Genomic DNA, 14,326 nt, shown 5'->3' with positions numbered 1-14,326 from the left:
AGTCACAGCAATTGCAAAAGGCCTCGGACACAAAAGCCCGAAGCCCAAAATCAGCGAGACTTACATCCAGCCTTTTTCTTTGTAATATTTCACAGCACCCGGATGCAGAGGAGCAGACAGGCCGTCCTTGATCATTTCTTCCGGTTTCAGGTGAGCAAATGCAGGATGCAGTTTCTTGAAGGCATCGAAGTTTTCGAAGACGGATTTCACAAGCGTGTAAACAGCGTCATCGGAAACGGCAGCGGAGGTCACCAGAGTTGCGCCAACACCGAAGGTTTTCACATCTTCATCGTTTCCGCGATACATGCCACCAGGAATGGTAGCGGAGCGGTAGTAGGCATTGTCGGAGATCAGTTTTTCAACGGCAGGGCCGTCAACCGTTACCAGAACGGAATCACAAGCTGTGGTGGCTTCCTGAATGGAACCGGATGGGTGACCAACGGTGTAAACCATGGCATCGATCTGGTTATCACACAGAGCAGCAGACTGTTCAGCAGCCTTCAACTCGGTAGCCAGTGCGAAATCGTCGGTGGTCCAGCCAAGGGCTTCCATCAGAACTTCCATGGTGCCACGCTGACCAGATCCCGGGTTACCGATATTGACGCGTTTGCCTTTGAGGTCGGCGAAGTTTTTCACGCCGGCATCAGCACGGGCAACCACGGTGAATGGTTCCGGATGGATGGAGAACACAGCGCGCAGATCCTCGAAAGCGCCTTTGTCTTCAAATTTGGAGGTACCATGATAAGCGTGATACTGCCAGTCAGACTGGGCAACACCGAACTGCAGTTCGCCATCACGAATCGTGTTGATGTTGTAAACGGAACCACCGGTTGATTCGACAGAGCAGCGAATCCCATGGTCTTTACGGCCTTTATTGACCAGACGGCAGATAGCGCCACCCGTTGGATAATATACGCCCGTTACACCGCCGGTACCGATGGAAATAAAGCTCTCGGCAAACGCCGCTTGAGAAAAGCTCAAGCCAGCTGCGACCGCAGCTGCAGTGATTGTCAATTTTTTCAACATAAAGTTCTCCCTGAGTTGATCGAAAGGTTAATCCAAGTCTATTCAATCCCAAAACTCACCATATCGGTGATTCCGGGTTTCAACTTCTTCAATTCTGGCGCGAGCACTATCCCCTGCCCTAGCAACCAGCATTCCGATAAGAGTTTCAATTAGCACAAGCGTGGCTGCATAAGAAGAGAAGAATTGTGGACTCTCTGTCGGCACGATAAAATTTGCAGATGCATGTGCAAGAGCCGGGCAGGAAATATCATCCGTAATAACAAGTACATAGGCGCCAGCGTCGGCGGCCATCTGGGCAGCAACAATCGCGCGTCGGGCATAAGGAGCCTTGGTCAGTATGATGACGGCGTCCTTCTCGTTAAGCCCCACCATGGCCGAGCTCAAAGATGCCCCCATCCGCCCGGCAACCTTCCAGTTATCGGCAAAATAGCGCGCAAGATATCCCAGATATTCCATAAAACCCGTTGAACTGAAGGCCCCGAACAAAAGCACCTGACGGGCATCATTCAGACGATCCGCCACAGCGACCAGCTGTTCCTGATTGATATCCCGTTCCAGTTTCCCAAGATTTTCAAGGCTGGCGGATACCTGTCGTTCGAAGAAGGATCGAGCGCTGCTGCCGGCTCCATCCTCGACAAGCAAGCTCGCGCGTTCAGAAAATGACATGGCCTGACGCCCGATGCGCTGACGGCACATGTCTCTCATTTCTTCATAGTTGGAAAATCCCAGCGCCTGAGAAAGCCGTGTAAAAGTGGACGGAGCCAAGCCTGCCATACCGGAAACCGAGCGCAACGAGTGAGTCGCTATCTCGACTTCGTGGTCAACCACAAAGTCTGCGGCCTGTTTCAACCGCCCGCTCAGTTGGCCATAGTGACCAGAAATCCTGTCCTGTATCGACTGCATACCCGTAATATTGGCTCCACCCTAGTCTCATGACGCCTCAGTAAAATTTCAATTGTTTTAACTAAAGTCAATAGTTGAAACAAATGTTTCTTTGTTATATAACCCACCCCTTGGGTCAAACGGTCCAATAACCCCGCGCGACCCGCTAAAACCATTGCTGCGGAGGCCATCTCCGCCCTATCAGCAGGCACAGCCATGTCCCACATATTCCCTCGCCATACCAAATCCAATCTCCCCACTGTAGACCACGGAAAAGGCGTTTATCTCTTTGACACCGAAGGGAAATGCTATCTGGACGGGTCCGGAGGAGCGGCTGTCTCCTGTCTGGGTCATGGCGATCAAGATGTCATCGAAGCGATCAAACAACAGCTTGACGCTGTGCCATTCGCGCACACCAGCTTTTTCACCTCCAAACCGGCCGAAGCGCTCGCCGACAAGCTGATCGCGCATGCCCCTGAAGGGCTGGACCGGGTCTATTTTGTTTCAGGTGGTTCGGAAGCCGTCGAATCGGCCATCAAGCTGGCACGTCAGTATTTTCTTGAAATCGGCCAGCCGCAGCGCCGCCATATCATCGCCCGCCGCCAGAGCTATCATGGCAACACCCTTGGTGCGCTTGCAACGGGCGGCAACCTTTGGCGCCGCGAACCTTTCGCGCCCCTGATGATCGATACAAGCCACATCTCTCCCTGCTATGAATATCGCGACCGCAAGGAAGACGAGAGCGCCTTTGATTATGGCCAGCGCGTTGCCAATGAGCTGGAAGATGAAATCCTGCGTGTCGGGGCCGAAAATGTCATGGCCTTCTTTGCTGAACCGGTTGTCGGTGCAACGGCCGGTGCATTGCCGCCGGTTGAGGGCTATTTCAAACGTATTCGTGAGATTTGCGATCAATATGGCATCCTCCTGGTGCTGGACGAAGTCATGTGCGGTATGGGCCGTACCGGTACGCTCTTTGCCTGTGAACAGGACGGCATCGCACCGGACATCCTGACAACCGCCAAAGGGTTGGGCGCAGGCTATCAACCCATCGGGGCCATGATCTGCACCGATACGATCTACAAGGCGATTGAGGATGGCACCGGCTTCTTCCAGCATGGCCACACCTATATCGGCCACCCCACGGCAGCGGCAGGAGCGCTGGCGGTTTTGACCAAGCTGACCGACGGCGGTCTTGTGAAGCGCGCTGCGGAAACCGGCACCAAACTGCGAGCAGCCCTCGATGATGCCTTTGGTACCCATCCCTACGTGGGTGACATCCGAGGCCGCGGCATGTTCCTTGGCATCGAGTTTGTTGAAGACAAAGAGAGCAAGAAGCCTTTTGATCCGGCCCTTGCAACCGCCAAACACCTCAAGAAAGCGGCCTTTGAAGCAGGCCTTATCTGCTACCCGATGAGCGGAACGATCGATGGCAAATTCGGCGATCACATTCTGCTGGCCCCTCCCTTCATCTATGAAGACGCGCATATCGAAGAGCTGGTCGGAAAACTGAAGATTGCCATGGACAAGGTGCTGCCATGACCTTGACTGCAGGCCAATCTCCCCTGCCGGCGATCATGATCGCGCCCAACGGGGCACGCAAGGGCAAGGCGGATCATCCCGCCCTGCCTGTTACCATTGCCGAAACCGTTAAAACGGCCCTTGCCTGCCAAGAGGCGGGAGCCGACGGCATCCATGCCCATGTGCGTGATGCCAAGGGCAAACATATTCTTGATGCCGGCCTCTACAGCGAATTGCTCGATGAGCTGACGAAGCAGACCCCGGACCTTTATGCCCAGATCACGACCGAAGCCGTGGGTCAATATAGCCCCGCCGAACAGAGAGCAGTTGTCGAAGCGGTGGAGCCAACCGCTGTATCCATTTCTGTCAAGGAAATGCTGAGCGATGGCGAAACTGCGGACGTCAAACGCTTCTATCACGCGCAGGCAGAAAAGGGCGTCGCCATCCAGCACATCCTTTATGATCAGCAACAGGTCCTTTTCCTGCTTGATCTCTGCCGTCGGGACATAATCCCCGCCCGGAACCTCCATCTGCTCTTTGTTCTAGGCCGATACACCGATGGTCAGGTTTCATCCCCCGACGATCTGCTGCCATTCATCAAGGCCAAACAAAGCCTTGAAGAAGCGTTGCAGATCAAGGCGGACTGGGCCTGCTGCGCCTTCGGAGCGCAAGAGACCGACTGTCTTCTCAAGGCGGAAAGTCTGCAAGGGAAGGTTCGGATCGGATTTGAAAACAACATGACCAACAAGGATGGCACCATTGCAAGGGACAATGCCGAACGTGTAGTCGACCTTATCAAGGCCCGACCGACAGCGCATTAACGCTCTGCTTACCATAGCCAAAGAAAGAGAGAGGTCGCCAGCGCAACTGGCATTATTGCTCAACTTTTCACTTCTATAGTCCGCTTGAAGATAATGTAAAAAATTCGGACTTATAATGAAGCGGGCACCTCTCTATCGCATATTGACGCTTCTGGTCGTTCTTGTTTGCTGCGTGCTGGCAAATAGGGAAGGCTGGTTCGACCATATTGATCATGTGCTCACGGATCATCGTATGGCCACTCGAGCCATGCCCGCTTCCGGCGAAATCGTCCTTCTGGAAATTGATAACAAGAGCCTCTCCGCCATTGGCGTCTGGCCGTGGAAGCGCTCGATCTATGCCGATATCCTTGATAAGGCCTTTAAGGCCGGGGCACAGGAGCTGGCCTTCGATATCGATTTTTCATCCAGTTCAACCCCCGATGAAGATCAAGCCTTTGCCGCGGCGCTCGAACAGGCGGAAGGGCCGGTAACCCTTGCGGTTTTCCAGCAATTTGCCACCTCGAGCATGGAGGCAGGCGAACAACGCTTCAACCGGCCCATCGCTTCTCTGGCCACACAGGCCTGGCTGGCTACGGTCAATGTGATCGCAGATTCAGATGGCTATGTGCGGTCCTTTCCTCTGGCGCAAACCATTGGTGACGAGCTGCTCCCCTCCCTTACCAGCTCCCTGAGTGGATATCAGGAGATTGTGGAGAAACAGCAGATCATCAATTTCAATATCAATCCGGACACGATCCCCACCTATTCGGTCATAGACCTGTTGGAGGGCACCCTCCCGGAAAGGGCGCTTGATAACCGGAAGATCCTGGTCGGTGCGGGCGCAGCAGAACTGCGCGACACGATGGCCGTCCCCGTCTTTGGCGTTCTCAGTGGACCGCAATTGCAAGTCATCGCCGCAGAAAATCTGCTACAGGGCACCAATGTCCATCAGGCTCCAGAGCGCTGGACCTATGGCCTGATGCTGCTGTTGCTATTGCCCATGGGATTGATCCTCCTTCTCAGAAAGTTCAATAGTTATGGCCGACTAGCGGGCCTTTTCGCGCTGGCTGCTGGCGTGGAATATCTGGGTTTTACCCTCTATGCCGATCATCATCTGCTGCTGGATACAGCCATGGTTCAAGCGACCATCCTGATGACGGGTGTCGCCCTGACGCTGACCGAAGTGGGCTTCAAGTCTGTACTGCTCAATCTTTCCCACAAGCATGGCCAGAGCATATCCGATCTGCTGGACACCATTGTCACCGACAGCCTGACAGGCATTGTGATTGTTGATTCCGAACGCCGCATCCTCAGCGTCAGTCAGCAGGCACAGCAAACATTCGCGCGTCTCGGTTATGACGCCCACAAAGGGGCTCTTATGGAGCAATCCATCCCATCCGAGTTTGGCAGCAAGATCAGGGAATGCCTCGACAAAATTCATTGGCACCATAACGGACAGAGCACCCACCTGCTTGAAATCAAACGCAGGGGCGGAAGGCGCGTTTACGAATATTCCATAACACCGTCCTCCATTGCCCCCGATGGCGATGCGCAACAGGAAGAAAGCAAGGTCGTAACCCTTCTGTTTCACGATATCACGGATGTCTATCTGGAGCAGAAGCGTCTCGCCTACATCGCAGATCATGATCCCATCACGAACCTGTACAACATGCAGGGCTTTTGCAATCAGATAGAAGAAACTTCGTCTTCCGAAGCCGCTCTAGACACCACAATCATTCTGGCCTGTCAGGGAAAACGCATCGAAAAAGTCAACCAGATGTTGGGCCCGGACTATGTCGAGAGCCTCTTGCGTCAGATCGGCCAATCCCTCATAGCCCTGCAGCAATTTGACTGCATTGGCTTCTGCACCAATCGCAAGACCTTCTTGCTTGCCAAGAGGAATGCAAGCCCGTCCGACATGCACGCATTGGCCGAGATGGTTCAAGCATGTCTGGATGCTCCGTTCGACGTGCGCGGGCACAGCATCATGGTTGGCTCGCAAATCGGAGGAGCCAGATTTGACAGCGCGACCATGAAAAGCGCCACCGATCTGACCAATGCAGCCATCATTGCCCTTGATCACGCTCAGGAAACGGGAGAAGACTGTACCGTCTATTCAACCAGTCTCGCCGCCGACGTTCAGCGCAAACGGTTTCTGGAAAACGAGATACCGGGTGCGTTCAAGCGCGAGGAATTCGAGCTTTACTATCAGCCGCAGGTCGATCTGAAAACAGAAGAGCCCGTGGGCTGCGAAGCACTGGTTCGCTGGAACCACAAGGAACTGGGCCTCATTCGCCCAGACCATTTCATTCCCATTCTGGAAGAAACAGGCAAGATTGTCGAGCTGGGCCACTGGCTTTTAAGAACAGCTTGTTCTCAGGCGATGAGTTGGCCAAAGCCGGTGCCTGTCGCGGTCAATATTTCAGCGGTACAGTTCCAGCGCTCCAACATTCTTGAAGAGATTGAGGAGGCTCTGGCGTTTTCCGGACTGCCGCATGACCGCCTTCATATCGAGATCACGGAATCTCTTTTCATAGCAGATCCCGAAGCCGTTCTTGAGCAACTCACTGCCATCAGAAACAGGGGCATCAAGATCGCACTGGATGATTTCGGCACGGGCTACTCATCCCTGAGCTATATTCATCGGTTCCCTCTGGACAAGATCAAGATAGACCGCGCCTTTGTCAAAGATCTGCCCTACTCAGCGGATTCCATGGCCGTCATCAATGCGGTAACAGCACTCGCCCATGGCTTTGATATGAAGATCGTTGCCGAAGGCATGGAAAACCAACAACAGGCCGATGTCTTGCGTGTTGCTGGCTGCCATCAGGGGCAAGGCTTCCTATTTGGCAAACCCATGAAAAGCGATCAGTTTGCATCCTATCTTTCACTCAGCACAACGGTCAGCGCGGAGGGGAAACAGCGCCAAATCGGTTGAGCAAGAGATCAGTTCGACTCATGATTTTTAGGCAAGTAAACACCTTCAATGCCCCCTGTTTATCCCGCAAAACAACAGAACTTGGCAATCTTGACGAGGTAAAAGCCCGGTAAAATCTATATAGCTTGTGGATTCTTAGTAGTATCGCGGTATCCAAACAGCTGAAGAATGTGATCTGCTTAGTGAGTCGCGGCGTCGCCAAGACAAATTGCGGGTTTTCAACCAGCATTACAGCCTCAACTATAAAAACAAATATGGTGACATTGAATGTCCACACGCATTTTCAGTGAGGATATCGACGAGACTTCCTTGGAAAAAATGGCGGGCGTTGCATCGCAAGCCTCCAGCTTCCTCAAGGCAATCGGACATGACGGACGACTGATGATTCTTTGCCATCTAGCAACAGGCGAAAAATCGGTTACTGAATTGGAAGATTTATTGTCAGCTCGTCAGGCTGCTGTTTCCCAGCAGCTCTCTCGACTACGTCTTGAGGGTTTAATTGAATCACGCCGAGAAGGTAAATCGATTTACTATCACCTCACCGACAATCGGGCAAAACGGGTCATGGACCTCGTTTACGACTTATTCTGTGGCAGCACCACATAGAGCTGCCACGATAACAATCGGGAGGAATAAAAAAGGCCGCTCACGCGGCCTTTTCCTGTTTCATGAAGCTATTCTTGCCCGGATGCTATTCGCCGATCTTGATCATGCGGCCTTTTCTGTAGGATTCCCAGGCTGCCTCTGCCAGTTCGATAGCCTTCAGACCATCAATATGGTCTGGGTGCTTTTCGTCCTGACCAGAAATCACGCGGCAGAAAGTCTGCAACTCGGCCTTATAGGAAACGGCATAACGCTCCTGGAAATAGTCGAGCAGCGGATCGCTGCGATAGCCGGTGGAGTTGGCCAGCGTAACCGACGTGCCACGCAGGTTGTTCGCCCTAACCATGCCCTTGGAGCCATGCACTTCGACGCGCTGGTCATAGCCATAACTGGAGCGGCGGCTGTTGGTAATCACGGCAACGCGGCCCTTGGCAGACTTCAGCGTTGCGGTCGCGGTATCCAGATCGCCAATCTTGCCGATTGCCGGATCGGTCAGCACGGAACCGGTGGCATAGACTTCAACAATCTCATCGTCGAGAACATAGCGCGCCATGTCGAAGTCATGAATCATCATGTCGACGAAAATGCCGCCGGATGATTTCAGATAATCCATGGATGGGGCGGACGGGTCACGCGAGGTGATCTGAACGAGTTCAACTTCCCCGACTTCGCCATTTTCGATGTTGCGCTTGACCGCATTGAAGTTGGTATCGAAACGGTGGTTGAAACCAACCATCATTTTCACACCGGCCTTCTCAACGGCAGCCACGCATTCACGCACCTTGTTCATGTCGAGATCGATCGGCTTTTCGCAGAAAATATGCTTACCCCCATTGGCCGCTTCCATAATCTGCTCTGCATGCTGCATTGCAGGCGAAGCAATGATCACAGCATCGATATCGGGGTCGTCCACGATTTCCAATAGCGACGCACGGGCTGCGCCGGTCATGGCTTGAACATATGCGGCAGCCTCATCGGCCGGATCATGAATCGCGACAATTTCAACATTGTCGAGCGCATTGACTGATCTGGCATGAATTTGGCCAATACGGCCAGCTCCCAAAAGACCGATACGGATCATATATATTTCTCCAAGTTGCGTTTCTGCACGGGTATTAGCGACGCAGGAACGCGCAGATATGACAATTCCGTCATAACGCGTCGGTTCCGGCGTATGTCCACCGATTAATTCAGACTAGCACACAGGCGTAAGTGAGTTAGACCTTGGTATGGCTCAAATGCCACATTCCAGGGCGGAAAGTCAAATAGATGGTCAATGCTAATGGTCACTTCCGGCAGTCTTCTAGCATATAGTCGTTTTCACGAATAGCGACGCCTGGATGATAGAAGCTATGCAGCAAGCTCATATCTCACCTGATTGGATATGATCTTCAGAAACATCTGATCAAACGCGCACAGCCGGGGCTGAAGCTTTTCATAAAAAAAGCACCCGGACCAAATCCGGGTGCCATTTGTCTTGCTAACCTGCGTAAGGCAGGTGTTGGACTATTATCCGCGCTTAGCTGAAGATTGCGTTCAGAGTCGCACTTGGACGCATGACGGCCGCTTTCTTCTCTACGGATGGGTGATAGTAACCACCGATATCACCAGCCCCGCCTTGCGCCTCAGCCAATTCCTTGAGGATGTCGCTTTCCTTCTCGGCAAGCGCCTTGGCAATCGGAGCAAAATGCGCTGCCAGCTCAGAGTCATCGGACTGTGCAGCCAGAGCATCGGCCCAATAGCGGGCAAACCAATAGTGGCTGTCGCGGTTATCCGGCTCACCAACCTTGCGCGATGGTGACCTGTTATTGTCCAGAATGCCCTGAGTAGCAGCCTCAGCCGCAGCGCCGAGCACAGCAGCCTTACTGTTGCCCTTGCTATCAGCAAGGAAATTCAGGCTCTCGCCAAGAGCGCAGAATTCACCCATGGAATCCCAGCGCAGATGGTTCTGCTCGATCAGCTGCTGAACATGCTTTGGAGCCGAGCCGCCAGCACCGGTTTCAAACAGACCTCCACCATTCATCAGTTTGACGATGGAGAGCATCTTGGCCGACGTACCCAACTCAAGGATCGGGAACAGGTCCGTGAGATAGTCACGCAGCACATTGCCGGTGATAGCGATGCTATCCTTACCCGCTGTGATGGTTTCAAGCGAGGCGCGGGTTGCTTCACGCGGTGCCATGATCTGGAACTTGTCGGCCACGCCAGCAGCCTCCAGAGCAGGTTTCACATAGTTGATCAGCTCTGCATCATGGGCGCGATTGGCATCAAGCCAGAAGATGGCTTCAAAGCCGGTCAAGCGCTGACGATCAAGCGCAAGCTGGATCCAGTTTTCAATCGGCGCCTTTTTAGCAGTGGAAGAGCGCCAGATATCGCCAGCTTCCACATCATGGCTATGCAGAACATCACCATTGGCCAGAACAATACGGATGGTGCCATCGGCAGGAGCTTCAAAGGTCGTCGGATGAGAGCCATATTCCTCGGCCTTCTGCGCCATGAGGCCTACATTCTGCACGGTACCGGCGGTTGACGGATCAAGCGCCCCGTTGGCTTTGAAGAAACTGATGGCCTCATCATAGATGGATGCATAGCAATTGTCCGGGATGACGCAATTGACGTCGCCCTTCTCACCCTTGGCATCCCAGCCCTTGCCACCGGCGCGAATGAGCGCTGGCATGGAAGCATCAATGATCACGTCGGACGGCACATGCAGGTTGGTGATGCCCTTGTCGCTATCAACCATATAGATTGCCGGACGGTCCGCAGCCAAAGCGTCGATCTCGGCCTGAATTTCAGCAGCATTGGGCAGACTTGCGATGCGAGCGAGTACATCGCCCATACCGGAATTGGGCGAAATGCCTGCGCTGGCGAAAGCTTCACCATATTTTTCGAAGATCGGCCCCATCCATGCCTTGACCGCATGGCCGAAGATGATCGGGTCAGAGACTTTCATCATGGTCGCTTTCATATGCAGCGAGAACATGATGCCGTCATTCTTGGTCTTCTCGATTTCGTTAGCGAGAAAGGCATCCAGCGCCTTGGCCGACAGGAAGGTTGCATCGACAACTTCGCCATCGGTGAGCATCCAGCCATCCTTTAGAATCGAGATGCTGCCATCCTTGGCAACGAATTCGATTTTTGCAGCGCCTGCCTGATCAGCAGAAAGCGTTGCGGATGCCTCGTTGGCATAGAAATCATCACCCGGCATGGAAGACACATGGGTCTTGCTGTCAGAGGACCATTTGCCCATGGAATGCGGGTTCTTCTGCGCGTAATTCTTGACGGCCTTGGCTGCACGACGATCGGAGTTGCCTTCGCGCAGAACCGGGTTCACGGCAGAGCCCTTGATCCCGTCATAGCGCGCACGCACGGCCTTTTCTTCATCAGTTTTCGGCTCGGCAGGATAGTCCGGCAGATCATAGCCCTGTGCCTTCAGCTCTTCGATGGCCGCAACAAGCTGTGGCACGGAGGCGGAAATATTCGGAAGCTTGATAACATTGGCGCCGGGTGTTTTAACCAGTTCGCCAAGTTCAGCCAGATCATCACTCTGGCGCTGTTCTTCGGTCAGCTTTTCCGGGAAAGTTGCAATGATACGCCCGGCAAGGGAAATGTCCTTTGTACCGACCTTGATGCCAGCAGCATCAGCGAAAGACCGTATGATCGGCAAGAAGGATGCGCTCGCCAATTCCGGCGCTTCGTCCACAATAGTATAGATGATATCTGGGTTAGACTGATCGGCCATATGATTTACCTTTCCGGTTCCCGAATTCCTGACCATCAGGCAGCTCCCCTGCCGGGTCAGGAAAAATGAGCTCCGCAACCTCTCCCTCAAGGAAAAGCCCGAAGTGAGCAAGAGCACTATGCGTCAACCACTGATTGACATTCAAGTTAGCAAAATGATGTCATTCGCCGTTATTTGCCATTGACGCCCTTGTTATTGAGCACGCTCTTTTTTCGATCAAGTGTCTAGTCACTCTAAGGCCTTATTCCAATTCAACATCCGTCGCATGCCACCCTCAAACATGGCAAGATTTGTCAGTTGCAGGAAATTGCCGGAAGCTGGCGGTGCAAGACCTGCCCAGAATGCCTTTCCTTGCGAATCTCCTCACGCAGATTGCACAAAGCGCCAAGTACACCAAATACAACTCAAAGAGACACCAAGACACGCAAAGGTTTTAGCCAAAGGAAAGAAAACAAAAATTGAATTCACACATTCGGATATCAGAAATCACAGAAACAAATACTTAAGGAAAATTCGCTACACTCTTACCTAAGCAAAATTATCAATAACCAGTAAAAACGCCCGGTAGCACCGAAAAAGAGATCTGCGCCATGTTTTCAAGAATGATGATAACAACCAAAATGCTCGTAGCAAGCATATTGACCCTTATCGTGGTCCTCGCTGCAGGCATTACATTTATCGGTTGGCAAAGCTCCTCCATCACCAAGGAAACGACCTTCAGGGAAGCCAAGGCCGTTACCGAAACGCAAGTTGCAGAGGTCAAGAATACTCTGCAATATGGCCTGACCTCTGCTGGCAACATTGCCAACGCTCTTACAAGCCTAAAGCAGGATGACATGACCAACCGGCAAGCCTGGTCGGGTATGCTGCTGCATATGCTGGAAAAGACTCCTGAGCTTTCCGGCACATGGGGCGCCGTCATCGACAACAAGCTTGATGGTGAAGACACAAAGGCCGCCAATTCCGAGTATCATGATGCCTCGGGCGTCTGGCGCCCATATTTCTTCCGTAACCCGGACGGTTCTATCGGTTTCCGCACCATCGCGGATATGGATAGCAAATCCCGCGAAGAGCTGAGCTGGTTCTATGGCGCCTATGATAGCGGCAAGCCTTACGCCACTGAGCCCTACAGTTGGGACATGGGCGGCAAGACCGTGACCGGTGTTTCTCTGGCTGTTCCCATCAAGGACGCCAGCGACAACATCATCGGTGTAGCCGGTACAGATATTATCCTGACCGAGCTTTCAGATTATCTGTCTTCGATAAAGCCTCTTGGCAGCGGCACCGTGCAGCTTATTTCGCAAGAAGGCAAATGGATTGCCCATTCGGACAGCACTCTTCTTGGCAAAAACTGGAACGAGGGACGCAGCGAAGCGGATCTGTCTCATCAGGCCGAACTGTTCAACGCCATCAAGTCTGGCAAGCCGTTGACCTTCGAGGGATACTCCAACACTCTGGCTACAGACGTCATCCGGTTTATCGATCCGGTTCCCGTTGGCAACACGGGCAATTCCCTTGCCCTCATCGTTTCCATTCCGGTTGATAGCGTCTATGCGGCAAGCCGTCAGATCACCATGTCTGTCGTCATCACGGGTCTGGTTCTGATCGTTGCCGTCTCCTTGGCCCTGTTCCTTGTCGGTCAATCCGTGATCCGCAAGCCATTGGCTGCGACCACCGAAACCATCAAGGCCCTGATCAATCGCCAGTATGACGTCACCATCGGCTATCTCAACCGCAAGGATGAAATCGGCCAGATCAACCATGCTCTTGAAATCTTCCGCGAAAGCTCCCTGCGGGCCGAACAGCTCACCAAGGAGCAGGAGAAGGAAAAAGAGGAACAGTTGCGTCGGGCAGCCAAGGTCAACGAACTCGCCCAGGCTTTCGATGCCCAGATCTCTGGCCTGCTGGATACGGTTTCCAGCTCTGTTGAGCGTCTGGATCTGACCTCACAACAACTGACACAGGGCGCTGACAGCACCTCCATGCGATCCAACGCTGTGGCAGCGGCCTCCGAAGAGGCCTCAGCCAACGTGGAAGCCGTTGCATCGGCTGCCGAGGAGCTATTCGCTTCGGTCAATGAAATCAACCGTCAGGTGGATCAATCCAACCAGATTGCGTCCGAGGCGGTGATGCAGGCCAATCGCACCAACAGCAAGATCGAAGGCCTTTCCAACGCGGCAACCCGCATCGGAGAGGTGGTCAAGCTGATCACGGATGTGGCCGAACAGACCAACCTGCTTGCACTCAACGCGACCATCGAGGCCGCACGCGCTGGCGAAGCTGGCAAGGGCTTTGCGGTTGTCGCCGCAGAGGTCAAAGGCCTTGCGGAGCAGACTTCCAAGGCAACGGACGAGATCGCCCAGCAGATTCAAGCGGTTCAGAACGAAACCGATGGAGCGGTTACCGCTATCGGCGAAATCTCGGCCACCATCGAACATATGAACCAGATTGCCGCTGCCATCACCGAAGCGGTGCAGCAGCAAGGGCAAGCCACGCAGGAAATCGCACGCAACATTCAGGAAGCCTCCGCAGGCACGCGGGAAGTTTCTTCCAACATTGCAGGCGTCTCCACCTCGGCTAGTGAAACCGGCGAAGCAGCTCGTCACGTTAGTGAATCTGCAAGCGAGCTGACCAACGAATCCAGCAACCTGCGCAGAAGCGTCAGCGGCTTCTTTGAAGACATCCGCAAGGTTGTCGGTTCCTGATCCCTTCGCCCATTCAAAGCAAAAACACGATAAAAGGTCGCCCGAGGCGGCCTTTTTATTGCCCCTCTCTTGCGCGCCCCTTCACACAATAACCGTCATCAATAGGCATGAC

Annotated in this window: 9 protein-coding genes; 5 read left to right on the top strand and 4 right to left on the bottom strand. The window is 53.4% G+C overall.

Annotation, left to right across the window (positions count from 1 at the left end):
- Positions 1–60: 60 nt before the first annotated feature.
- Together ACKPCT_RS20510 and ACKPCT_RS20505 are read right to left on the bottom strand one after the other, a co-directional pair.
- Positions 61–1,026: a TAXI family TRAP transporter solute-binding subunit gene (locus ACKPCT_RS20510; protein ID WP_090074033.1), complete on the bottom strand. Its 966-nt coding sequence runs from the start codon at positions 1,024–1,026 to the stop codon at positions 61–63.
- Positions 1,027–1,068: 42 nt separating this feature from the next.
- Entirely contained in the window at positions 1,069–1,929 is an 861-nt protein-coding gene (locus tag ACKPCT_RS20505) for a MurR/RpiR family transcriptional regulator (RefSeq protein WP_090074035.1), read from the bottom strand.
- Between the two features lie 195 nt (positions 1,930–2,124).
- Here ACKPCT_RS20505 and ACKPCT_RS20500 point away from each other — a divergent pair, with 195 nt between their 5' ends.
- The 4 genes from ACKPCT_RS20500 (at position 2,125) to ACKPCT_RS20485 (ending at position 7,770) form a co-directional block, all read left to right on the top strand.
- Entirely contained in the window at positions 2,125–3,447 is a 1,323-nt protein-coding gene (locus tag ACKPCT_RS20500; RefSeq protein ID WP_090074037.1) for an aspartate aminotransferase family protein, read from the top strand.
- Positions 3,444–4,247 (top strand): BKACE family enzyme, encoded by an 804-nt coding sequence (locus ACKPCT_RS20495; RefSeq protein ID WP_090074038.1) that lies wholly within the window; start codon positions 3,444–3,446, stop codon positions 4,245–4,247. Before ACKPCT_RS20500 ends, ACKPCT_RS20495 begins: the two co-directional genes overlap by 4 nt.
- 115 nt (positions 4,248–4,362) lie before the next feature.
- A complete protein-coding gene (locus ACKPCT_RS20490) occupies positions 4,363–7,164 on the top strand; it encodes an EAL domain-containing protein (protein WP_319567831.1) in 2,802 nt (933 codons plus the stop codon).
- A 267-nt stretch (positions 7,165–7,431) separates the two neighbouring features.
- Positions 7,432–7,770 carry an ArsR/SmtB family transcription factor gene (locus tag ACKPCT_RS20485; protein WP_090074042.1) on the top strand — a complete coding sequence of 113 codons (339 nt, stop codon included), beginning with the start codon at positions 7,432–7,434 and terminating at the stop codon, positions 7,768–7,770.
- Between the two features lie 85 nt (positions 7,771–7,855).
- On the opposite strand, the gene iolG is transcribed toward ACKPCT_RS20485, so the two are convergent.
- Together iolG and ACKPCT_RS20475 are read right to left on the bottom strand one after the other, a co-directional pair.
- Positions 7,856–8,848, bottom strand: coding sequence for an inositol 2-dehydrogenase (gene iolG / locus ACKPCT_RS20480; RefSeq protein WP_090074043.1), 993 nt, complete (start codon positions 8,846–8,848; stop codon positions 7,856–7,858).
- Positions 8,849–9,286: 438 nt separating this feature from the next.
- Positions 9,287–11,509, bottom strand: coding sequence for an NADP-dependent isocitrate dehydrogenase (locus ACKPCT_RS20475; RefSeq protein ID WP_319567830.1), 2,223 nt, complete (start codon positions 11,507–11,509; stop codon positions 9,287–9,289).
- A 590-nt stretch (positions 11,510–12,099) separates the two neighbouring features.
- Between ACKPCT_RS20475 and ACKPCT_RS20470 the strand changes: the two genes are divergently transcribed.
- Entirely contained in the window at positions 12,100–14,214 is a 2,115-nt protein-coding gene (locus ACKPCT_RS20470) for a methyl-accepting chemotaxis protein (RefSeq protein ID WP_319567829.1), read from the top strand.
- Positions 14,215–14,326: the final 112 nt, after the last annotated feature.

This window comes from Cohaesibacter marisflavi (assembly GCF_963665895.2).
Lineage (GTDB): Bacteria > Pseudomonadota > Alphaproteobacteria > Rhizobiales > Cohaesibacteraceae > Cohaesibacter > Cohaesibacter marisflavi.
Note: the sequence above shows the minus strand (reverse complement) of the source record. Positions and strands in the feature narration are given on the sequence as shown.

Bases quoted from the DNA above. Each gene is read 5' to 3' on its own strand.
- ACKPCT_RS20485 (WP_090074042.1), top strand. From the start codon at position 7,432: ATGTCCACACGCATTTTCAGTGAGGATATCGACGAGACTTCCTTGGAA.
- ACKPCT_RS20495 (WP_090074038.1), top strand. From the start codon at position 3,444: ATGACCTTGACTGCAGGCCAATCTCCCCTGCCGGCGATCATGATCGCG.
- ACKPCT_RS20490 (WP_319567831.1), top strand. From the start codon at position 4,363: ATGAAGCGGGCACCTCTCTATCGCATATTGACGCTTCTGGTCGTTCTT.
- ACKPCT_RS20475 (WP_319567830.1), bottom strand. From the start codon at position 11,509: ATGGCCGATCAGTCTAACCCAGATATCATCTATACTATTGTGGACGAA.
- ACKPCT_RS20500 (WP_090074037.1), top strand. From the start codon at position 2,125: ATGTCCCACATATTCCCTCGCCATACCAAATCCAATCTCCCCACTGTA.
- ACKPCT_RS20470 (WP_319567829.1), top strand. From the start codon at position 12,100: ATGTTTTCAAGAATGATGATAACAACCAAAATGCTCGTAGCAAGCATA.
- ACKPCT_RS20505 (WP_090074035.1), bottom strand. From the start codon at position 1,929: ATGCAGTCGATACAGGACAGGATTTCTGGTCACTATGGCCAACTGAGC.
- iolG (WP_090074043.1), bottom strand. From the start codon at position 8,848: ATGATCCGTATCGGTCTTTTGGGAGCTGGCCGTATTGGCCAAATTCAT.
- ACKPCT_RS20510 (WP_090074033.1), bottom strand. From the start codon at position 1,026: ATGTTGAAAAAATTGACAATCACTGCAGCTGCGGTCGCAGCTGGCTTG.